General features: G+C 34.4%; 21 protein-coding genes. 6 read left to right on the forward strand and 15 right to left on the reverse strand.

Going from position 1 to position 23,682, the window contains the following annotated elements:
- The 7 genes from rplW to rpsL all read right to left on the reverse strand — a co-directional run bounded on the left by rplW (position 1) and on the right by rpsL (position 5,118).
- Entirely contained in the window at positions 1-291 is a 291-nt protein-coding gene (gene rplW, locus LNP27_RS01475; protein ID WP_035668124.1) for a 50S ribosomal protein L23, read from the reverse strand.
- Positions 292-297: 6 nt separating this feature from the next.
- Positions 298-927, reverse strand: a complete 630-nt coding sequence (gene rplD / locus LNP27_RS01480; protein ID WP_035668126.1) for a 50S ribosomal protein L4 — start codon at positions 925-927, stop codon at positions 298-300.
- Complete coding sequence (rplC, locus tag LNP27_RS01485; protein WP_229942761.1) at positions 927-1,544, reverse strand: 50S ribosomal protein L3; 618 nt, start codon at positions 1,542-1,544, stop codon at positions 927-929. Before rplC ends, rplD begins: the two co-directional genes overlap by 1 nt.
- A 155-nt stretch (positions 1,545-1,699) precedes the next feature.
- Positions 1,700-2,005, reverse strand: coding sequence for a 30S ribosomal protein S10 (gene rpsJ / locus LNP27_RS01490; RefSeq protein WP_011963470.1), 306 nt, complete (start codon positions 2,003-2,005; stop codon positions 1,700-1,702).
- 11 nt (positions 2,006-2,016) lie between these two features.
- The gene (gene fusA / locus LNP27_RS01495) at positions 2,017-4,173 is read right to left on the reverse strand and encodes an elongation factor G (protein WP_229942762.1); all 2,157 of its coding nucleotides are present in this window, start codon (positions 4,171-4,173) and stop codon (positions 2,017-2,019) included.
- Between the two features lie 11 nt (positions 4,174-4,184).
- On the reverse strand, positions 4,185-4,661 hold the full coding sequence (rpsG, locus tag LNP27_RS01500) for a 30S ribosomal protein S7 (RefSeq protein ID WP_035668130.1): 477 nt from the start codon (positions 4,659-4,661) through the stop codon (positions 4,185-4,187).
- A 73-nt stretch (positions 4,662-4,734) separates the two neighbouring features.
- On the reverse strand, positions 4,735-5,118 hold the full coding sequence (rpsL, locus tag LNP27_RS01505) for a 30S ribosomal protein S12 (RefSeq protein WP_022828353.1): 384 nt from the start codon (positions 5,116-5,118) through the stop codon (positions 4,735-4,737).
- A gap of 372 nt (positions 5,119-5,490) precedes the next feature.
- On the opposite strand from rpsL, the gene LNP27_RS01510 reads away from it, so the two are divergent.
- The 5 genes from LNP27_RS01510 to rlmB all read left to right on the forward strand — a co-directional run bounded on the left by LNP27_RS01510 (position 5,491) and on the right by rlmB (position 13,487).
- Complete coding sequence (locus LNP27_RS01510; protein ID WP_229942763.1) at positions 5,491-7,092, forward strand: BamA/TamA family outer membrane protein; 1,602 nt, start codon at positions 5,491-5,493, stop codon at positions 7,090-7,092.
- An 85-nt stretch (positions 7,093-7,177) separates the two neighbouring features.
- Positions 7,178-10,261, forward strand: coding sequence for a SusC/RagA family TonB-linked outer membrane protein (locus LNP27_RS01515; RefSeq protein WP_229942764.1), 3,084 nt, complete (start codon positions 7,178-7,180; stop codon positions 10,259-10,261).
- A gap of 10 nt (positions 10,262-10,271) precedes the next feature.
- Positions 10,272-11,774 (forward strand): SusD/RagB family nutrient-binding outer membrane lipoprotein, encoded by a 1,503-nt coding sequence (locus tag LNP27_RS01520; RefSeq protein WP_229942765.1) that lies wholly within the window; start codon positions 10,272-10,274, stop codon positions 11,772-11,774.
- 12 nt (positions 11,775-11,786) lie between these two features.
- Complete coding sequence (locus LNP27_RS01525) at positions 11,787-12,683, forward strand: hypothetical protein (RefSeq protein ID WP_229942766.1); 897 nt, start codon at positions 11,787-11,789, stop codon at positions 12,681-12,683.
- Between the two features lie 69 nt (positions 12,684-12,752).
- Positions 12,753-13,487 (forward strand): 23S rRNA (guanosine(2251)-2'-O)-methyltransferase RlmB, encoded by a 735-nt coding sequence (gene rlmB / locus LNP27_RS01530; protein ID WP_229942767.1) that lies wholly within the window; start codon positions 12,753-12,755, stop codon positions 13,485-13,487.
- 49 nt (positions 13,488-13,536) lie between these two features.
- Here rlmB and LNP27_RS01535 read toward each other — a convergent pair whose 3' ends face one another.
- Positions 13,537-14,313: a rhomboid family intramembrane serine protease gene (locus LNP27_RS01535; protein ID WP_229942768.1), complete on the reverse strand. Its 777-nt coding sequence runs from the start codon at positions 14,311-14,313 to the stop codon at positions 13,537-13,539.
- Positions 14,314-14,592: 279 nt separating this feature from the next.
- Here LNP27_RS01535 and LNP27_RS01540 point away from each other — a divergent pair, with 279 nt between their 5' ends.
- Positions 14,593-15,870, forward strand: a complete 1,278-nt coding sequence (locus tag LNP27_RS01540; protein WP_229942769.1) for a replication-associated recombination protein A — start codon at positions 14,593-14,595, stop codon at positions 15,868-15,870.
- A 76-nt stretch (positions 15,871-15,946) separates the two neighbouring features.
- Here LNP27_RS01540 and LNP27_RS01545 read toward each other — a convergent pair whose 3' ends face one another.
- The 7 genes from LNP27_RS01545 to obgE all read right to left on the reverse strand — a co-directional run bounded on the left by LNP27_RS01545 (position 15,947) and on the right by obgE (position 23,678).
- Positions 15,947-16,696 carry a hypothetical protein gene (locus LNP27_RS01545; protein WP_229942770.1) on the reverse strand — a complete coding sequence of 250 codons (750 nt, stop codon included), beginning with the start codon at positions 16,694-16,696 and terminating at the stop codon, positions 15,947-15,949.
- Between the two features lie 3 nt (positions 16,697-16,699).
- Complete coding sequence (locus LNP27_RS01550) at positions 16,700-17,389, reverse strand: YjjG family noncanonical pyrimidine nucleotidase (RefSeq protein ID WP_229942771.1); 690 nt, start codon at positions 17,387-17,389, stop codon at positions 16,700-16,702.
- 9 nt (positions 17,390-17,398) lie between these two features.
- Positions 17,399-18,094 (reverse strand): RadC family protein, encoded by a 696-nt coding sequence (radC, locus tag LNP27_RS01555; RefSeq protein WP_229942772.1) that lies wholly within the window; start codon positions 18,092-18,094, stop codon positions 17,399-17,401.
- Positions 18,095-18,127: 33 nt separating this feature from the next.
- The gene (locus LNP27_RS01560; RefSeq protein ID WP_229942773.1) at positions 18,128-19,486 is read right to left on the reverse strand and encodes a UDP-N-acetylmuramate--L-alanine ligase; all 1,359 of its coding nucleotides are present in this window, start codon (positions 19,484-19,486) and stop codon (positions 18,128-18,130) included.
- Between the two features lie 35 nt (positions 19,487-19,521).
- A complete protein-coding gene (locus LNP27_RS01565) occupies positions 19,522-20,232 on the reverse strand; it encodes a tetratricopeptide repeat protein (RefSeq protein WP_229942774.1) in 711 nt (236 codons plus the stop codon).
- A 124-nt stretch (positions 20,233-20,356) separates the two neighbouring features.
- Entirely contained in the window at positions 20,357-22,501 is a 2,145-nt protein-coding gene (locus LNP27_RS01570; RefSeq protein ID WP_229942775.1) for a S46 family peptidase, read from the reverse strand.
- Positions 22,502-22,676: 175 nt separating this feature from the next.
- Positions 22,677-23,678, reverse strand: a complete 1,002-nt coding sequence (gene obgE, locus LNP27_RS01575; protein WP_229942776.1) for a GTPase ObgE — start codon at positions 23,676-23,678, stop codon at positions 22,677-22,679.
- Positions 23,679-23,682 lie beyond the last annotated feature (4 nt).

Genomic DNA, 23,682 nt, shown 5'->3' on the forward strand with positions numbered 1-23,682 from the left:
TTAGATATTGTTGTAAAAATCAATTGTTTCTCCTTCTTGTACTTGTACAATTGCTTTTTTGATAGCATTTGTCTTTCCACTGATTAAACCACTTTTAGTGTATTTTGTAGTTCTATCCGGTCTTACGTTCATCGTGTTAACGCTCAAAATCGTTACTCCATAAGCAGCTTCAACAGCTTTCTTAATTTGTACTTTATTTGCTTTTTTGTCAACAACGAATCCGAAGCGGTTTAAAACTTCACTTTCTTTGGTTACTTTTTCCGTTACTATAGGCTTAATTATGATGCTCATATCCTATTATTTACTTAAATTTTCTTCAATTATCTCTAAAGAACTCTCTAAAAGAACTAAGTTATTAGCATTTAGAATAGCGTAAGTGCTTAATTCTAAGCTACTTACAACACTAGAGCCTTTTAAATTGCGTGAGGACAAATATACATTTTTATTGGTATCACCCAACACAAATAGAGATTTTTTATTTTCTAACTCTAAAGCTTTCAAAACGTTGATGAAATTTTTAGTGTTTGGTGTTTCAAAATTAAAGTCTTCAAGTACGATGATATTCGACTCTTTTGCTTTAATTGAGAAAGCAGACTTTCTTGCCAATCTTTTCAAGCTTTTATTCAATTTGAATGAATAACTTCTTGGTCTTGGTCCGAAAACTGTTCCACCACCTTTAAACAATGGATTCTTTGCACTACCCGCACGAGCAGTACCAGTTCCTTTTTGTTTTTTTATCTTACGAGTACTTCCCGCCACTTCAGCTCTTTCTTTAGCTTTGTGCGTTCCTTGTCTTTGATTAGCAAGATATTGCTTTACATCAAGGTATACTGCGTGATTGTTTGGTTCTATACCAAATACTGAATCAGAAAGTTGCACTTTTCTTCCAGTATCTTTTCCGTTGAAATCTAATACTTTTGCTTCCATTACTTCTGAATGATTACATAAGAGTTGTTATGACCAGGAACACATCCTTTAATAACAAGTAGGTTCTTTTCAGCAACTACTTTTAAAACTCTAAGGTTTTGAACTTTTACATTGTCTCCTCCCATTCTTCCAGCCATACGCATTCCTTTGAATACTCTAGATGGATAAGAAGAAGCTCCCACAGAACCTGGCGCTCTTAAACGGTTGTGTTGACCGTGAGTTGCTTGTCCAACACCACCAAAACCGTGACGTTTAACAACCCCTTGAAAACCTTTACCTTTAGATACACCTTGTACATCTACAAATTCTCCTTCTTCAAAAATAGAAACATCAATAAGATCTCCTAATTTTTGTTCAGTTGCAAAATCTTGAAATTCAACGACTTTTTTCTTAGCTACAGTTCCAGCTTTTTTAAAGTGACCTAAAGCCGCTTTAGTGGAATGTTTCTCGTTTTTGTCATCGAAACCAAGTTGCAACGCTTCGTACCCGTCAACACCTTTGGTTCTGACTTGGGTAACAACGCATGGTCCAGCTTCGATTACTGTACAAGGAATGTTTTTCCCGTTCTCGTCGAAAATGCTAGTCATGCCGATTTTTCTACCAATTAACCCAGACATAATTATTAATTATTAATTATTAAATATAAACATAGAACGCAGCTTTTAACTGAATGCTATTTTTTTTTAGTGGTGCAAAAGTATAACTTATTTACACACAAACCAAAAAAAATATTTTCAATCAAAAGCGGCGTCCTTTTTTACTCTTAAACTACTTAAACTTTGATTTCAACTTCAACTCCACTTGGCAATTCAAGTTTCATTAACGCATCAATAGTTTTAGATGAAGATGAATAAATATCAATCAATCTCTTGTATGACATTACTTCAAATTGCTCTCTCGCTTTTTTGTTAACGTGTGGAGAACGCAATACAGTGAAAAGTTTTTTGTGAGTTGGCAAAGGAATTGGTCCTGTTACTACTGCACCTGTACTCTTAACAGTTTTTACAATCTTCTCAGCAGACTTGTCTACTAACATGTGATCGTAAGATTTTAATTTTATTCTGATTTTTTGACTCATTTTCTTAAAGATTAAGCGTTTCCTTTTGCTTTTTTGATTACTGCTTCTGAAATATTAGCAGGCGTTTCAGCGTAATGTGAAAATTCCATTGTAGAAGTTGCTCTACCAGAAGAAAGCGTTCTTAATGTTGTAACATATCCAAACATTTCTGATAACGGAACATCCGCTTTAATAGTTTTTGCACCAGCTCTATCACCCATGTCATTTACCTGACCTCTACGACGGTTAATATCACCTACGATATCTCCCATGTTTTCTTCTGGCGTAATAACTTCCATCTTCATTATTGGCTCAAGAATAACAGCTCCAGCAGCTTTAGCTACTTCTCTGTACCCCATTCTAGCAGCTAACTCAAAAGATAGTGCATCTGAATCGACAGGGTGGAAAGATCCGTCTGTCAAAGTTACTTTCAAACTATCTACTTGGTACCCAGCTAATGGACCAGTTTTCATAGCTTCACGGAAACCTTTTTCAACAGATGGGATATATTCTTTAGGAACGTTACCACCTTTTACAGCATTTACAAACTGTAATCCTACAGCAGCTTTACCGTCAACTTCATCAGCAGGCTCTAATGTAAATACGATATCACCGAATTTACCACGACCTCCAGATTGTTTCTTGTACGTTTCTCTGTGTGTTGCAGATCTTGTAAAAGCTTCTTTATATTCAACTTGAGGTTCACCTTGATTCACTTCAACTTTAAACTCACGTCTCATACGATCGATAAGTACATCTAAGTGAAGCTCACCCATACCTGATATAATAGTTTGACCTGAAGCTTCATCAGTTCTAACTGTAAACGTAGGATCTTCTTCAGCTAATTTAGCTAAAGCCATACCCATTTTATCAACATCAACTTTAGTTTTAGGCTCAATTGCAACCCCGATTACCGGTGCTGGGAATTTCATTGACTCAAGAATGATTGGGTGTTTTTCATCACACATTGTATCTCCAGTCTTGATATCTTTAAATCCAACTGCCGCTCCAATATCTCCAGCTTCGATGTAATCGATTGGATTTTGTTTGTTAGCGTGCATTTGGTAGATACGAGAAATTCTTTCTTTGTTTCCTGAACGAGTGTTCAAGATATATGAACCTGCATCTAAACGTCCTGAATAAGCACGGAAAAACGCTAAACGACCTACGAATGGGTCAGTAGCAATTTTAAATGCTAAAGCCGCAAACGGCTCAGCTACAGATGGCTTACGCAAAATTTTAGTTTGATCCTCTTCTAACAATTCAGCGTCATCAGGATGAATTCCCCAAATACCTTCTTTCTCCATAGGAGATGGTAAGTATTTACAAACTGCATCTAATAAAAATTGAACTCCTTTATTTTTAAATGAAGATCCACATAACATAGGAATAATCGCCATGTCAATAGTAGCAGCTCTTAATGCGTTGTTAATCTCTTCTTCAGTAATAGAAGTTTCATCTTCCATATACTTATCCAAAAGATTCTCATCATAATCAGCAACCGCTTCAATAAGAATAGATCTGTATTCCTTTACTTCTGCAAGCATATCCTCAGGAATAGGCACAATGTCATAAGTAGCACCGTGATTTTCATCATGCCATATCATAGCTTGATTTTTCACTAAGTCAACTACTCCTTTGAAATCGTTCTCTTCACCAATAGGCAAAGTGATTGCAACAGCGTTAGATTTTAACATGTCTCTAACTTGCTGACAAACTCCCAAGAAGTTAGAACCTTGACGGTCCATTTTGTTTACGAATCCCATACGTGGAACTCTATATTGATCCGCTAATCTCCAGTTAGTTTCTGATTGTGGCTCAACACCATCAACTGCACTAAATAAGAAAACTAAACCATCAAGAACACGTAACGAACGATTTACTTCAACAGTAAAATCAACGTGTCCTGGAGTATCAATAATATTGAAGTGATACGGTAAAGATTCAGGTAAAACTTTACCTTGTTGTGTTGGGAAATTCCACTCACAAGTTGTAGCAGCAGAAGTAATTGTAATACCTCTTTCTTGCTCTTGCGCCATCCAGTCCATTGTTGCAGAACCTTCGTGCGTTTCACCTATTTTGTGATTTTTTCCTGTATAGAAAAGGATACGCTCTGTTGTTGTTGTTTTACCAGCATCAATGTGCGCAGCGATTCCAATATTTCTTGTATATCTTAAGTCTCTAGCCATTTCTCTATGAATTAAAATCTAAAGTGAGAGAAAGCTTTGTTAGCTTCTGCCATTTTGTGAGTATCCATTCTTTTCTTAACAGCAGCACCTTCTTCTTTAGCCGCAGCTAAACATTCTGAAGCTAACCTTTGAGCCATAGATTTTTCATTTCTTCTTCTTGAATAAAGTATTAACCACTTCATCGCCATAGAAATTTTTCTATCTGGTCTAATTTGCATCGGAATCTGAAATGTAGCTCCACCTACTCTACGACTACGTACTTCTACGTGAGGCATAACGTTAGTTAAAGCATCTTTCCATATTTCTAACGATGGCTTTTCAGCATCTTGTTTTTTAGACTCAATGATGTCAATAGCATCATAAAATACTTTAAACGCTGTCGATTTTTTTCCATCCCACATTAAGTTGTTCACAAAACGCGTTACCAGTTGATCATTAAACCTTGGATCTGGTAAAAGTGGTCTCTTCTTTGCCGCTCTTTTTCTCATGTCTTTTTTTTAATAAAATTTCATACTTATCTAGGCGCGATAAATCGCGTCACTACAAGAATTACGTTTTAAATTACTTTTTTGCTTCTTTTGGGCGTTTTGCTCCGTACTTAGATCTCCTTTGTGTTCTTCCTGCTACTCCTGACGTATCAAGTGCACCACGAACGATGTGATATCTAACTCCTGGTAAATCTTTTACCCTTCCACCCCTAACTAATACTATCGAGTGCTCTTGTAGATTGTGTCCTTCACCAGGGATGTAGGCATTTACTTCATTACCATTTGTCAAACGTACACGCGCTACTTTACGCATTGCAGAGTTTGGTTTTTTTGGTGTTGTAGTGTAAACACGCGTACAAACCCCTCTTCTTTGAGGACAAGAATCTAAAGCAACCGATTTACTCTTCTTAGTCATCTGAGTTCTTCCTGTTCTTACTAATTGTTGAATTGTTGGCATAATTAATACTAAAAATTTCTTATTATATTAAATTCCCGCTTTTTACGGGGTTGCAAATGTAGAAAATATTTTTTATTCTACAAACGTTAAATCACTAAATTTTTCCTAACTAATAATTTGTTATTGAAACAAATAACAATTATACCTATTGTAATTTTGTTTAAAATGATCTATTTACAATCTTAACTCTAACAGAATTCTTTTCAACTTTGATTTTTATTTCAAACTGGAGATATTTGCATTACTTTTATTAAAACAAATAATTGATTGAAAACCTCCCTCCTACTTTTACTTTTCTCAACCTTAAGCTGGCACGCAACGAGCCAAGAATTTCACTTGCGCATAACTGGACAAACAAGCGAAGAAACAAAAATGATAGACTCATTAAAATACAACACAAAACACAAAAACATAAAGTTAATTACCGACGAAATAAACACCCTTTCCGCTAATTTATATAAAATAGGCTATTTATATAACATCGCATCACAAGCTAGCAAAATAAACGATTCGATTTATGATGCAAAAATCACCTTAGGACAAAGAGTAAAAACGATCCACCTATATATAGGCGTTGACAAACTTTTACATAGCTTGACTTCAATCGCTCCAAAAAATAATAAAATAGAGATACCTTACACAGAGTTAGATTTTTTCCTTAATGAGAGTATCAAAAAATTAGAACAAGACGGATATGCTTTAGCAAAATTAAAGTTGATTAACATCGAAATAAAAAATGACAATCTATACGCCGATCTACAACTAGAAACAGAGGAAAAAAGAAAACTCAATTCCATTATAGTTCAATATCCAGAAAACGGACAATCAAACAAATTCCCTCAAGGGCATTTAAAACAAATCAACAAAAAATATAAAAACTCAGTCTTCAATCAAAAAACAGTAGAGCGCATTTATAGCGATTTCCAAAAATTTAGTTTTGTTAATCAAATAAAATATCCAGAAATTTTATTTACCAAAGACAATACTAACGTCTATATCTATTTAGAAAAGCGAAATTCTAATACATTTGATGGCTTTCTGGGCTTTTCTAACAATGATAATAAAAAAATCACATTGACAGGATATTTAGATATCACACTCGAAAATATTTTAGGATCTGGCGAACAACTATCTTTATATTGGAAAACTGATGGCAACGACCAAAAAACATTTAATGGCCAAATTGAAGTACCCTATCTTTTTAAAACTCCAATAGGAATAAAAGCACAACTACATATTTTTAGGCAAGACTCTACTTTTCAAAACACAAAAACTGCAATCGATTTTAGTTATTATGCGAATTACAATTCACGATTGTATTTAGGATATCATGTGACTCAATCTAGTGACATACAAAACTCAAGCAACAACTCAGTTAGCGATTATAACAATTCATTTATAACTTCAAGTTTTGAATATACTAGTACTGACCCAACAAATCTGTTATTTCCAATACAATCTAAATTTCAAACCTCATTGGGAATAGGTTCAAGAGGAATCACTAATTCAACGGACGATTCAAAGAACAAACAATTAATTGTTAACATTCACGCAACGCACAATTTTTATATTAACAAAAAAAATTCATTTCATTTTAACAGTCAAAATAATTATTTAAAAAGCAACCGTTATATTACGAATGAATTATTCCGTTTTGGCGGATTAAATAGCATTAGAGGATTTAATGAAAACAGCCTACAAGCCTATTTTTCATCCACCCTACTTACAGAATACCGTTATCTACTTTCACCGAAATTATATTTACATAGCATACTGGATTACAGTATATTTAGAAATAAATCCGAGATAGAAAAAGCAGATATTTCAGAAAATTTAATTGGGATCGGAGCTGGATTTGGCTTACAAACAAATAACGGGTTATTAAAATTAGCGATCGCCAATGGTCATGCAAAAAAACAGCAATTTGAAATATCTAACACAATTATCCATATTAGTTATAATGTTAAATTTTAGATGCATGCATAAAATAACTTTTTGTTTACTTGGAATGTTAACAATTTATTAAGAAGTTTGTTGAACTAATTCAAAATAATTAAAAATGAAACTAAAGTTCAATGGATTCTTAGTACTATTACTAGTACTAGTAGCGCAAATCACTTTTGCGCAAGAAAGAGTTGTTTCAGGGACTGTATCCGACAACACAGGTTTGCCAATACCAGGGGTAAACGTGTTAGTTAAAGGATCACAAACTTCGACACAAACAGATTTTGACGGAAAATTCTCAATTAAAGCTACGCCAAGTCAAGTATTAGTATTTAGCTATATTGGTATGAAATCTCAAGAAGCTTCTGCAAGCAATGCAAAACTTAACGTAAAACTTAAGGACGATTCAGTAGTTCTAGAAGGAGTTGTTGTAACTGCTTTAGGTATTAAAAGAAGGCCAAAAGAACTTGCGTATTCTACAGACAACATTAAAAGCGAGGATTTAACGAAAACAAAAGCGGTAAACGTTGCAACTGCACTGGCAGGTAAAGTGTCTGGTTTACAAGTAAATGTTACTAATAATGGAGTAAATCCAAGTACAAGAGTAGTATTAAGAGGTAACAGATCATTACTTGGAAACAATGAAGCGCTTATTGTAATCGATGGCTTTCCATCTTCAAGAGGTGTTCTAGATCGCATTAACCCAAATGACATTGACAACGTAACTATCTTAAAAGGAGCAAATGCATCAGCTCTTTATGGTACAGAAGCAGCGAATGGTGTTTTAGTAATAACTACTAAAAAAGGTAGCGGAAAATTATCTATTACGTATAACAATTCAGTTCAACTAGAAACAGTATCATATTTGCCGCAAATTCAAGATGAATTTGGTGTTGGTGGATTTCCTGACGGAACTCTTTATCCTTTAGAAAATGTTAACTGGGGACCTCGCTACGATGGTCGTATGGTTGAAGCAAGTGAAACTCTTGATGACGGATCTGTGTGGTTAGTACCGTTTACACCGGTAAAAAACAATGTTAGAAACTTTTTTAACACTGGTGTATCTACAAGACATGGAGTCACTTTTAAAGGAGGAGATGAAACTAGTGATTTTCTATTTTCTGTAGATCAAACAAACACTACAGGAATCGTACCTAAGGACACTTATAACAGAACTAATGTTAGATTAAAAGGATCTAGAAAATACAACAATTTGACAGTAGGCGGAAACGTAAGTTTCTATAGATCTCACGCAAACCAAGTGAGTGAAGTAGCTGGACGACAAGGAAGACCATTGTACTGGAACGTCCTAAACACTCCTTTACACATTCCTTTAGATCAGATGCAAAACTGGCAAACTGGACAGTTTACGAGAAATGAAGTTTCTTTCTACAGATTTTATGAAAATCCTTATTTCATCATTGACACTCAAAGAGAAAAGAATAATTATACTGAGTTCAATATGTTGTCTAATATTGATTACAAATTTACTGATTGGTTAACCTTATCTGTAAACACAGGTTACACAAGTAACTCAGCAGATTTCAAAAGACAATTTGGAGCATTCACTTATGCATTTCATCTAAAAGATGTATATTCTGAAATGGATGCCTATGGTGCATCTACAGCAAATAGAATAACAAATGGCCAGCGTTTCAACAACGACATTTTACTTAAATTTGACAAAGACATTAATAAAGATTTTAATACGAAATTAACAGTAGGTGCAAATACTAGATTAACCACCTCTAATCAAGTTTCAGTTAATGGAGACAATCTAATCATACCAGACTTTTACAATGTATCAACAAGAACGGGTGAATTAGGCGGTGGAGAATATGCTGACCAATTTAGAAGACAAGGTGTTTATGGAGACTTTACTTTAGGATTTAGAGACTACCTTTTCTTAAATGTAACAGCTAGAAATGACTGGTCATCAACTTTACCGAAAGACAACAACTCTTTCTTTTATCCAGGAGCTGGAATTTCATTTGTCGTTTCAGATGCATTCCCAGGAATTAAAAGTGATAACGGAATTGACGTACTAAAAGCTACCGTAAACGTAACTAAAACGGGTAATGATCCAGAAGTTTTTGCTACACAAGGTATATTCTCAGCACCTGCTGGATTCCCTTACGGTTCTCTAACAGGATTATCACAAGGATCAAGAGATCCAGATATTAATTTAAATCCTGAATTTACGCTATCAAAAGAAGTAGGTGTTGAATTAAGCTTATTTAGAAGTAGATTAACATTTAATGGTACTTACTACCAAACAAACTCAACAGACCAAATTGTACCAATTGAAGTTTCTCTGGCTTCAGGTGCAGGAAGTATTTTAACGAATATTGGTGAGATTGAAAATAAAGGTCTTGAATTAGATTTGAAAGGAACAATTCTTAAAACACAAGATTTTTCTTGGAAATTAGGAACAAATTATTCTGGAATTAAATCAAAAGTTTTATCATTATTTGATGGTGTTGAAGAAGTAAACATAGGTGGATTTGCTGACGCACAAGTTATTGCAAAAGTTGGAGAATCTTACCCATTACTAAAAACATCAGCTTATACAAAAGACCCACAAGGAAGAGTAATCGTTGGACCAAACGGTAATCCATTAAAAGATTCTAAAAATGCTGTACAAGGCAAAACAACTCCAGATTACATATTAGGTATGAATACAACATTTTCTTATAAAGGTTGGACTTTGTATGCTGTAGCTGATTATAGAACTGGTCACGTTTTTTATAATAATATAGACAACTTATTATCATTTACAGGTTTATCAGAACGTAGTGTTACTGCAGGTAGACAACCTTTCGTATTCCCTAATTCATCATATTCTGATGGCGCTGGTGGATTCATTGCAAATGAGAATCGTTTGACTAACGGTGGTGGTAATGCATTTTGGGATGAATACAACACTGTACTTGCAAATTACATATCTGATGCAACAACTCTTAAGTTAAGAGAAGTTTCACTCTCTTATGATTTCTCATCAACTTTTACAGACAAAGTTGGTATCCAATCTATGAATGTAGGTGTTTTTGGAAGAAACTTATTGACTCTTAGACCTAAATCTAATGTTACTACAGATCCTGAATTTAACTTTACTACAGGAAACGCTGTTGGTGTAGGAACACAAGCTCAAACACCACCAACAAGACAATTTGGTCTTAACTTCAATATAACATTTTAATACATAAATTATGAACACAATAAAAATCATAAAATCATGTGTAGTACTTTTAGTTACTACCATGACTATAGTAAGCTGTAGTGATTATTTAGATGTAAATACAAATCCTAATAATCCCGCAATATCTACCCCTCGATTAACTCTTCCTGTAGCACAAAGAGACCTTGCGTCTTTAAATGCAAGACAGATGACTTATTTAGGACAGTTTATTGCATACAACTGGGCAACGCCATCTAACTGGTCTACAAATCAGGAGTTTTCTAGATACACAGTTAATTCAGGCTTTTACGCTACAATTTTCGAAACCTCTTACGCAACAATTTTCAAGAATTTGACTTACGTTCAAAATTATGAAGATGCAAGTGGAGCTGTAGATTACAGCGCATACAAAGCGATGGCAACAACCCTCAGAAGTTTTCAATATCAGTATTTGGTAGATCTTTACGGTAATGTTCCTTATACTGAAGCAAATAAAAGGAGTGCTATAATTACTCCAAAGTATGATGATGCGAAAGTTATTTACAAATCGGTAATAGATGAATTGACTGCTGCCGCTACCTTAGCATTAAACCTACCTACTAACGCTGAAAATCCTGGTGTTCAAGATATAATTAACGGAGGAGACATGGTTAAATGGGCGAAATTTGCTAACACCATCAAATTGAGAATGCTAGTTCGTTTAAGTAATACTAACCAAGATGCATATATCAAGGGAGAAATCGCTAAAATAGATGCAAATGGAGCAGGATATATATCAGCTGACATTGTTGCAAATCCAGGTTATAACAATAATACAGACAAACAAAATCCATTCTTTGATTATTTCAGAAAACCTACAACGGGAGCGGAACAAGATAGAGGAGACTTTACTGTAGCAACTGATTACGTTTTGAATTTCCTTACTACAACAAATGATTTACGTAGAAACAGGCTATACGCTCCAGCACAAACTGGCGGAGCTTATAAAGGTGTACCGCAAACCACTACTCTTCCAGGTACAGGATTTACTTCTAAAGACGTTTCTAAAGTTGGACCTGGCCTAATCGTTAGTGCAACAGGATCACAAGCTATTATGACTATGCCAGAAGCGCTATTACTGCAAGCTGAGGCTATATCTAGAGGTTATATTGCTGGTGGAGATGCAGCTGCAAAATCAAAATATGAAGCAGCAATCACAGCATCATTTACAAGATTGCAAGTGCCAAGTGCAGCAACTGCAGCAGCAACATATTACAATCAAGACATAGCCAATGTTTCTTGGGCATCTTCACCAAATAAAATTCAAGCGATCATCACTCAAAAATGGGTTGCTTTAAACGGTACCTCTTCTATCGAGTTGTGGATCGAAAAGACAAGAACTGGTTTCCCTGCTGGATTACCACAACCTGCTGAGGGTGGCGGAACACGTCCAGTTAGACTACTTTACCCAGCGTCTGAAATTGCACGAAACGCTTTAAATGTGCCAGCACAGACTGCACAAAATGCATTTACTGATAATCCTTTTTGGAAATAAAAATTAAAATTTATGAAAAATATAATTAATAAATCAAAGATAGCAGCGTTACTGCTAATCATGGTAGGTTTTACCTCATGTGATGCTATATTAGACCAAGAAGAAATTGATTTCGGTAAAGGTCCAGTATTAACATCGTTTGCAAAACCTGTAAATGAACTTAATGTCATAAAAACCGTTGCTAATACACCTATACAATACGAATTTGACATTACGTATAAAGGTGGTAAAGGTATTGCTTTAGACAAAGATGTTACTGTAGTAATTGCTACAAGTCCAAAATCAAAAGCAAAGGAAGGCGTTGAATTTTCATTACCTGTAAAATCATTTACAATTCCTGCTGGTTCAAAGACTGCAAAAGCTTCGATGACAATATTAACAGGTGGCTTAGTTCCATTTGATTTTAAAGATATCGTTCTTGAAATAAAAGAGTCATCACAATCAATCGCTGAATTAAACACTTTCACTTTAACTGTGAAAGCATTAGGAGCTGAGAGTTTAGCAGGTGAATACGAGGTAATTGGAGGAGACTATTGGAGACTTGGTGTAAATAACGGCTGGGGTGCACTTGGAGGAACTAGAATTATAGAAGCAATATCGGCAACAACTTACAAGCACGCAGGTTTCTTTGGTCTATTTGAAGGATTCTTTTATTTTACCGTAGACGCTGCCAATAATGTTACTGTTTTAAAGACGAACCCTGTGACTGGCGAGACTTTATTACAAGGTACCGCTCCATTCCTAACATGTAATAATGACTCTAGTAGTTTAACAAACGTGAAATGTGGTACTTCAAATAAGGTAACACGTACTAATGATAGACGCGACATTATTTATTTAAGCTATGGCTATAACACTCCTGGTTCTGGTCCTAGAGAATTTTACGAAGTTTTAAAAAGAAAAAAATAGTTCACTATTTTTATGCTTTCTACAAATCCACCAGTCAAAAGCTGGTGGATTTTTTTATATCTTTGCACCATGGAAAAAGAACATCAAATATTTGGGATTAGAGCAATAATTGAAGCTATTCAAGCAGGCGCAACTGTAGACAAAGTTTATATTCAAAAGGAAGCGAGTAGCGAACTGATGAAAGACTTGATGAAAGTAATGAAAAGAGGAAACATCAACTTTTCGTATGTACCAGTTGAAAAACTGAATAGATTGACTCCTAACAATCATCAAGGTGCCGTAGCTACTATCTCCCCTATTTCGTTTTTTGATTTAGAAACGCTTATCGAATCTGTGCAAGAAAATGGTAAAAAACCATTGTTTTTGATTTTGGATCAAATATCAGATGCTCGTAATTTTGGCGCCATAATCAGAACTGCTGAGTGTACTGGGGTGAATGGAATCATTGTTCAAAAAGCAGGTTCAGCTCCCGTTAATGGTGATACTGTAAAAACATCTGCTGGAGCGGTTTTTAATATTCCTATATGTAAAGTAGAACACATAAAAGATGCGATTTTTCTTTTGCAAGCTAGTGGAATTAAGACTGTAGCCGCTACTGAAAAAACTGACCAAAACATATACGACATTGCTTTAAATGAACCAGTGGCTATTATCATGGGATCAGAAGATAGAGGTGTAAATCCTTCTGTTTTAAAAATCGTAGATGAGAAAGCAAAACTGCCAATGTTCGGAACAATTGGATCTTTAAATGTTTCTGTTGCTTGTGGTGCTTTTTTATATGAAGCAGTAAGACAAAGAAGTTAAAATTTAAGATTGTTGATTAACGATTTTTGATTTCAGATTAAAAAACGAATTATAACTCCGGTTTTGATTCGTTTTTTTCGTTAGAAGTGATTTCGTACGTTACAGGAATGTCAGAAGAATAATAGGTAAAAGTGCATACCTCCTCTACTTTAGGAAGATTTACAAAATTACCATTTTCGTCAAATCGCTGCATAAATGTATCATTTTCCGGATTATAATCTGGTTTTTCCCACTCGTATTTAGGTGCTTTTTTATATTCGGGCGTTTTACAGATGGTAGATAAAATAATACCTGCTAGTAATCCAGATAAATGTCCTTCCCAGGAAATGGACTTTTCACCGGGAACATCTGCAGTTGGGAAAATATACCAAACTAATCCACCATAAACAACAATTACGGCAAGCGACAGGGCCACAAGCCGAATATGCTTTGTTTGAATTCCCTTAAAGAAAATAAAACTAAACAATACATAAATTAATCCGCTGGCACCAATATGATAATTTTCCCGACCAATACTCCACGTTATAATTCCTGAAAGTACAATACCATAAGTTATAATCTGGAACGATTGTTTAGCATAAAAAAATTGTAATGCCGCTAAAAGCACCAATAATGGTAGTGAATTATTATATAAATGTTCTAAATCAGCATGAATAAAAGGGCTGAAAATAATACCCTGTAATCCAGAAAAGGTTCTTGGATAAATTCCATTTTGAACAAAATCAAAATCAAAGCGGACTTCTAACCAAAAAACAAACCAGAGCAATACCACAAAAAAAAGTGGTAGTACAACAACAGCATTAGTAAATCTAAATTCCTTATCCATTTAGTAAATATCGTAAATCAATACTTATTTTGTTTCAAAAACATAGCCAAAACCCAATTAATGCTAATTTGTCATGGCACAGACCAAAAGACAATTACAAACAAAAAGCCTAGCCCAGATTGCAGCGGAAATCCTTTTCTTTTTTTTATTTGCAAGGAACGAGTGAATAAAAAAAAGAAAAGATTGAAACGGAAAGCTGGAAATAGCTCCAAAAAATAAAAAGAAAGGTTATTTTTACCAATGGCAATTTTTAATTTGAAAATTAAAATTTAATAATAAATGGAAGCACCACTTGCAGAACGAATACGACCACAAAAGTTAGAAGACTACATCAGTCAATCCCATCTGGTTGGACCAAACGGCTCTTTGACGCAACAAATAGCAAAAGGAATTATCCCATCTTTAATTTTTTGGGGACCTCCTGGAACTGGAAAAACAACTTTAGCACAAATAATTGCACAAGAATCAAAACGTCCCTTTTATATTTTGAGTGCTATCAATTCGGGAGTTAAAGATATTAGAGATGTGATTGAAAAAGCGAAGCAAAGTGGTGGTTTATTTACTGCCAAAAATCCAATTCTTTTTATTGATGAGATTCACCGTTTTAGTAAATCGCAACAAGATTCCTTATTAGCAGCAGTCGAAAAAGGATGGATTACACTGATAGGTGCTACAACAGAAAACCCAAGTTTTGAGGTTATTCCCGCACTACTTTCCCGCTGTCAGGTTTATGTTTTGAATGCCTTTTCTAAAAAAGATTTAGAGTCTTTGTTGGAACGCGCGATGAAAATAGACTCCTATTTATCGACTAAAATCATAAAATTAAACGAAACAGAGGCATTACTGCGACTTTCAGGTGGCGATGGACGCAAACTATTAAATATTTTTGAACTTGTTGTAAACGCTTCGAGTGAAAATGAAATTACAATCACGAATGATCTTGTTTTTTCATTAGTACAACAAAACACGGTTTTGTATGACAAGACTGGAGAACAACATTATGACATCGTTTCAGCATTTATAAAATCTATTCGCGGGAGCGATCCTAACGGAGCCGTTTACTGGCTGGCGAGAATGATTGAAGGAGGCGAGGATGTAAAATTTATTGCCAGAAGAATGTTGATTCTTAGCAGTGAAGATATTGGAAATGCGAATCCAACTGCTTTTATTATGGCCAACAATACATTTCAAGCAGTTAGTACCATTGGCTATCCAGAAAGCAGAATTATTTTGAGTCAATGTGCGGTTTACCTTGCTACTTCTCCTAAAAGCAATGCTTCTTACTTAGCAATTGGGACAGCACAACAATTAGTAAAGCAAACTGGTGATTTGCCTGTGCCAATTCATTTGCGAAATGCTCCAACCAAATTGATGAAAGAATTAGGGTATGGTGAAGAGTATAAATATTCGCATGATTATGCTAATAATTTTGCAGAACAAGAATTTTTACCTGAAGCGATCAGTAAAAACCCAATATATATCCCCGGAAACAATTCAAGAGAGAATAGCATCCGGGAATTTCTTAAAAACCGTTGGAAAGATAAATACGGTTATTAGCTTCTGATTTTAGATTTTAAAATTGTAATGAAGACAAAAGATATATTCTTATTCACATTGGACTTTGAATTACCTATTAAAACTTAACATTAACTTTCTCAGAAACTAATTTATCGTTTTGATAATACTCAAAAAACCATTGATTCTCTTTCAAAATCAACGAACCTTGAATAGCATCCTTTATAGCGATAAAAGAATTAGGTTGAGATGTTTTCATCAATTTCATTACAACTTTTGGAGTGCTATCAATCAATTGATATCCCGTAGGAGTAGCTTGCGCATAAAGTAAGTTAGCGTCATTAATAACTGCATTTGACTGCATTTTATCAGCAACGACTTGCGTATTTACTGCTGGTGTAAGTGGCGTTAATGGTACACTTAGCACTTGCGCTTTAGGCGCTACGCCGCTGTATTTATACTGTAAGTCGTACACCGATTGAAACGCCTCGTTTAACGCATCCATATACGCCTTTTGATAGTCTTTTTCTTTACTTTTCCCTACATTTGATTTAAAAACGACTTTACCATTACAATCCTTTAATAGCACATAAAGCTTTGTGATTAAAAATCCATTCTCTTTTTCGACATCAGCGTATAGTAAACCACAACGGTCACTATACTCTGCTGGAACAATCTCAGTCGCATAGAAAGCAATAAAACCTGCATTATTAAAATTGAACTTAGTTAACGTATTTAAACGATATTGATTATCCGATTTTAGAAATTCATATTTTTGAGGAACAATTACAGCCTTATAATCATTTACAGATTGACCGTACGAAACTCCAGCTAACAGGATTAATAATAGTAAAAATGACTTTTTCATAATTTATAAATATTTTTTAAGTTCTAATAAATGATTAATTTGTTTGATGTGATCTTCGACAATTTCCTTATTTTCATTGAAATAAATAGCATCTAAACCCGCATCTAGCGCGCCTTGTACATCGGCATCTAAGCTATCACCAATCATGATGCTATTTTCTTTTTTGGCTTTAGCCAAATCTAAAGCGTAATCGAATATGATGGGATTTGGCTTCTTCACACCCGCCATTTCAGAGTTAGTAATTGTCAAAAAGTACGAAGTAATCTTTGAGTTATTCATTTTTTTAAACTGAACTTCAGCAAAACCATTTGTAATAATATGCAAATTATATTTTGGTTCTAAATAGTCCAAAAGTTCAATCGCACCATCAAAAAGATGATTATTTTCTGGTAAAAAAGCAATATACTCGTCAGATATTTTATTTATTTCATTATCTGAAATGGAATAATTTATGGCATCAAACGAATATTTTAATCTATTATAACGCAATTCTTCATGCGTAATTTTGTCATATTGATATAATTTCCAACACGACTGATTAATAGGCACATATTTCTCAATAAAATCTTTAATTTGTACTTCAGGATGGTTTCTAGAAAATATTCCACCAAAAGTTAATTCAGAATTTTTGTCAAAGTCCCACAGTGTGTGATCTAAATCAAAGAATACGTCCTTTATATGTGTTTGTTTCATTTTTAAATTTTAAAATATACCTTCATCTGCAAAGCTATAATAACTAGCTTCAGTTACGATAAGATGATCTAGTACTTTTATTTCTAAACTTTCTCCTGCTAATTTCAACTTTCTAGTAATCTGTTTGTCTGCTTCGCTTGGAACCAAAGTTCCCGAAGGATGATTGTGACATAATATTAACGCAGTTGCTCCCATTTCGAGTGCCGTTTTGAATACAATTCGCACATCGACCAAAGTTCCCGTGATTCCACCTTTACTGAGCTGCGATTTAGAAATTACCTTATTCGAATTATTCAAATAAATAATCCAAAACTCTTCATGAGGTAATTCACCAATAATAGGCTGCATGATTTCAAAAATAACCTTACTAGAGGTAACTTTTTTCAATTCCAGCGCATCTTCAGAACGCCTGCGTCTTCCTAATTCCATGGCAGCAATTATTGAAATTGCTTTTGCTTCGCCAATTCCTTTAAAAGTCATTAATTGCGTAATCGATAGTTTACCTAAAGCGTTCAAGTTATTATCAACACTCGCTAAAATTCGTTTGCTTAAATCAACTGCTGATTCATTCCTGCTCCCCGATCCTATTAAAATAGCAATCAATTCTGCGTCACTCAAAGCACTTTTGCCTTTTAGCATTAGTTTTTCTCGTGGCTTATCATCTTCAGACCAATTGGTAATAGGGAAAAAGGAATTTTCAGCCATAATATTAATTTTAAACTAATTCATACTAAAACTTTAACCGATAATTAAATCTTTTACCTCATCAAAATTCAAACCACCATAATTACCTGAACTCATCAATAATAGAGCCGAATTATCGAAATCTTGTTTGAATAAAAAATCTTTGAACTCTGCTGGATTAGTATATATAATTAAATCTTTTCGATTAAAAGCAGTAGCAATTTGATCATAACTCACTTCATCTAGTTGTTTAATTTTCACTGCATCTGGTGAGTAAAAAACAACTGCTTTATCCGCAAATTCTAATGCACCTTCGTATTCCTTTAAAAACTCGGCATTCAAACTGCTATACGTATGCAACTCTAAACAAGCTATTAAAGTTCGGTTTGGATATTGTTCTTTGACCGCTTTAGTAGTCGCCGCAACTTTACTTGGAGAATGTGCAAAATCTTTATAGGCTACTTTAGTTTTACTTTCTACAATCTTCTCTAAACGTTTAGATGCTCCTTTAAAAGTAGCAATCGCTTCGTAGAATTCCGCTTCATCAACTCCCATATTTTGGCAAATCCATTTGGCGCCAGCCAAATTATTAAGATTGTGCGCACCAAAAACTTCTATCGGCATATCGCCTTCAGGAGTCTCCAGTAATGTCACACCATTTTCAACTGTATATTTTGGCGTATGATACGCCATTTTTCTAATGGGATTCGTTGCTGCTTCCGCAACACGTTTCACCTCAGCATCTTCTTCATTATAAACTAAAATTCCACCATTAGTGATTTTACCAATAAAAACCTCAAACTGCTCGACATAATTCTCATACGTTGGAAAAACATTAATATGATCCCAGGCAATACCAGAAATTAGAGCAATATTCGGTTGATATAAATGAAACTTAGGTCTTCTATCAATAGGTGATGATAAATACTCATCTCCTTCTAAAACGATAAAATCATTTTCTTCTGTAAGATGAACCATCGTGTCAAAACCCTCCAGTTGTGCACCTACCATATAATCGACAGCGATGTCATGGTAATGCATTACATGCAAAATCATTGATGTTATTGTGGTCTTTCCGTGAGAACCACCTATAACAACGCGTGTTTTATTTTTTGATTGTTCGTATAAAAATTCAGGATAAGAATAAATTTTAAGTCCTAATTCCTGTGCTTTAAGCAATTCAGGATTATCAGCTTTAGCATGCATTCCAAGAATAACAGCCTCAATATCAGCAGTAATTTTTTCAGGATACCAACCTAAATCTGCTGGTAAAATTCCTTTTTTGTCTAATCTGGATTTCGATGGCTCAAAAATAGCATCATCACTTCCGGTAACTTGATACCCTTTGTTGTGCAAAGCGAGTGCTAAATTGTGCATGGCACTGCCACCAACTGCTATAAAATGTGTACGCATTCTAATTATTTAGTTTAAGTTTTTTATACTCAAGGTTAATTAAGCCTCCCTTGATTTTTTTTATCATTATACGATTCTAAAATAGATTTTGCCTTTTCAGGATCTCTCATCTTATTTTTATAAAGACTAGCTAATTTATAATAACTAGTTTTTGAACCTGTTAACGCAACTGCTTTTTTATATTGTTTTTCAGCTGCTTCATATCGCTTGAAATACTCATCAATATGTCCTCGTGACAAATAGCCATCAACAGTGGAAATTTGTAACAATTCATTAGAATACTTTATAGCTTTAGATTCACTACCTCCAACAAAACCTGGCAACTGAATATACAATTCAATTAAAGCCCAACGCGCATCAATATGTTTTGGATTTAGGCTTATGGCTTTTTCAAAAGAAGCTTTAACTGCATCAATCATTCCAAGCGCCTTGAATTTATTAGATTCCTTAGCTTTCATTCCCATGGCGCCACCATATTTATAATGGTAATCGGCTTCTGCGGGTTTCAACTCTTTGAGTTTTTTATAATAGACAATTGCCTTATCCCAGTTCTTGCTTTGTCCCGCTATATCGCCTAAATACTCGATCGTTTTTAGATTAGATGGATTAGAACTATACAGCGATTCAAATAAGGTTTGTGCCTGTTCATACTTCTCTTCTTGGAACAAATCCTCTGCCTTTTCAAAATTAGATTGAGCCCCCATAATGATGGGTAGAAATACAATTAAAAAAATACTATGTTTCATTGTTCAAAAATAACGAAATTTATACTTGAAATCTATTTTCAATTCAAAAGGTTTTTGCAATAAAAAGCCTCTTAACTTGTTTTCGATCACAAGTTAAGAGGCTTTTATAATTTATAACACTAATTTATTTTACAATTGTCATTTCATCAATGATATGTTTAGCGCCTGCGTACTTATCAATAATCCATAACACGTAACGAATATCAACGTTAATTGTTCTTTGTAATTTTGCATCAAAGATAACATCTCCAGCCATCGCTTCAATATTTCCATCAAAAGCAATACCCGTAAGCTCTCCTTTTCCGTTTAAAACCGGAGACCCTGAATTCCCACCTGTTATGTCATTATCAGTCAAGAAATTTACTGGCATATACCCATTTTTATCAGCATATTGTCCAAAATCTTTCGCTGCATTTAACTCTAATAAACGAGCTGGTAAATCAAATTCTTGATCTCCTGCTTTGTACTTTTTAACCATTCCGGTCATTGTAGTATAATTGTTTACTTCTGCATCATTTCGTTGATCAGCTGGCAAAGCGCGTACTTTTCCGTAAGTCAATCTTAAAGTTGAATTTGCATCTGGATATTTAATAGAGTTCATTTTAGATTCACGTAAACCCGCTACAAGATTGCGAAAAGCTATTTCGAAATCATCAGCTGCTTTTACTTGCTCAGCAGATCTTGCTCTCATTTTCACCAATAATTCATTCGAAACGACATATAAAGGGTCATTTGTAATGTTCTCTGGTTTAGGATCTTTCATGAAAGCTAATACACTTTCTTTAGTAGCAAAAATACTTTTTGCTACGGCATTATTTACATAAGAAGTAAAATCACCTTTATTATCTTCTTTTAATCTTGCAACAACTTCAGGAAGTCCATAAGCAGCCCCTTTAGAAGTGTATAAATTTAATTGCGCTGCAAAAACATCTTTCTCTAATGGAGCATGAAATTTGCCATATACATTTTCAATAAGCACATTCAATCTAGGAAGCATTTCTTTTCTTTTCGCTTCATTTTCTTTGTAATAAGCGATTAATGAATTTCCTACATTAGCTGGAGCACCTCCATAAGAAGAAGTTCGCATTAATTGCGATAAGTAATTATCATGGCTTGTCTTTAAATTTGTTTGAGCATAATAGTCATTAATCGTTGCGATTACGTTACCATATTTTGATTTGTTCGCTTTTTTGTTAGCCCAAACATTAAATTTAGCTTCTTCTTTTTCTTTAGTTTTTGCCGTTCCTGCTTTAGTCAAAGCATCAATCATTCCCTGACGGTTTTTCCAGTAATTAGCAGTCGAAGCGTATTTAGAAGCATATTCTAACTTCACCGTTTCATCTTTATCCATGTAACGTTTCATTACATCCATTCCGGTTTTAGCACCCTCAACCCATGCTGGATAAGCAAATTTTACATTTTGCTCAATTCCACCTGCTGGCATCCAACGGTTTGTACGTCCTGGATAACCCAATATCATAGCAAAATCATTTTCCTCAACACCTTTAATGCTTACTGGCAAATGGTGTTTAGGTTGCAATGGCACATTATTTTTAGAATATTCTGCTGGATTTCCATTAGCATCTGTATATACTCTAAACATAGAGAAATCAGCTGTATGTCTTGGCCATTCCCAGTTGTCAGTATCACCACCAAATTTTCCTAGACTTTCTGGAGGAGTTCCTACTAAACGTACATCTTTATAATCTTGATAAACGAAATAGTAATACTCATTTCCTTGAAAGAAAGGACGAACAGAAACGGTGTATTTTCCACCTTCGCTATTTTCTTTTTCGATCAATGACATTTCTTGCTGAATCGCTTTATTTCTTTCTGCTTCTGTCATTTTATCATTTACTTTAGATAAAATTCTTTTAGAAACATCATCCATACGAACGAAAAAACGAACGAATAATGATTTTGGTTTCATCTCAGCGCTTTTATCCTTCGCCCAAAAACCATTTTTTAAATAATTTTGCTCTTCAGAAGAAAGCTCCGCAATAGCGTCATAACCACAGTGGTGATTTGTTAGAACTAATCCTTCTTTAGAAACCATTTCAGCAGTACATCCACCGTTAAATTGAACTACGGCATCTTTCAAACTATGATTATTGATGCTGTAAATTTCTTCAGCTGTAAGCTGCAACCCCATTTTCTCCATATCTCTATGGTTCAATCTTTCGATAAACATCAAAAACCACATTCCTTCATCTGCTTTCGCTGGAAAAGCCACGAGGCACATTGTAAAGAAAAAAATTATTTTTCTCATAATATAACTATTTTTTTGTTGTGCGAATATAAATCATTTTCGCAATCTCCCCATCTATTTCCTAAACAAACATCAATATCACTTCTCTTTTTAATATAATTTTATGAATTTAACAATTTCGCATAAAAAAAGGCGCTCTATTTCTAGAACACCTTTATTATGAAAATTTTATGGTCTATTCATTCAACATTTTCCATAATTTATCTTTCAATTCCGTCAATCCTTGTTGAGCAATAGAGGAGATAAACATATACGGAATACCTTTGAAAGAAACATCTAATTCTGCTTTCAATTCTGCTTTCAATTCATCATCCAGCATATCACATTTAGAGATCACAATCATACGTTCCTTATCTAACATCTCTGGATTGTATTTCGTTAACTCATTAACTAAAATATCATATTCACCCTTAATATCTGGCGTATCCACAGGAACTAGAAAAAGTAAGGTTGAATTACGCTCAATATGACGCAAGAAATAATGACCTAATCCTTTTCCTTCCGCAGCTCCTTCAATAATCCCAGGAATATCAGCAATTACAAAAGATTGAAAATCTCTGTAGGCTACAATTCCAAGATTCGGTTTTAATGTTGTAAAAGGATAATCCGCAATTTTTGGTTTAGCAGAAGTTAAAACAGATAATAAAGTTGATTTACCAGCATTAGGAAAACCTACTAATCCAACGTCAGCAAGAACTTTTAATTCTAAAATTACATCCATTTCTACGCCAGGCAAACCCGGCTGAGAATATCTAGGAGTTTGATTTGTTGAACTTCTAAAATGCCAGTTTCCTAAACCACCTTTACCTCCGCGAGAAAGCACTTGCTTCTCACCGTCTTCGGTAATTTCAAATAATGTTTCTCCAGTTTCTTTGTCTTTTACGACAGTACCTAACGGAACTTCTATGTATTTATCATCACCATCAGCACCAGTACTTCTGTCTCCGCTTCCATCTCCACCGTTACCAGCTTTGATATGACGCGCAAACTTTAGATGAAACAATGTCCAAAGACCTTTGTTTCCCACTAAATAAACGTGACCACCACGACCACCATCACCACCATCAGGCCCACCTTTTTCAATAAACTTTTCTCTATGCAAATGCGTAGATCCTTTACCTCCTTTACCGGAAGAAACAAATATTTTTACGTAATCTACAAAATTCCCCTCTGTCATTTTT

This window comes from Flavobacterium galactosidilyticum (assembly GCF_020911945.1).
GTDB classification, from domain to species: Bacteria; Bacteroidota; Bacteroidia; order Flavobacteriales; family Flavobacteriaceae; genus Flavobacterium; species Flavobacterium galactosidilyticum.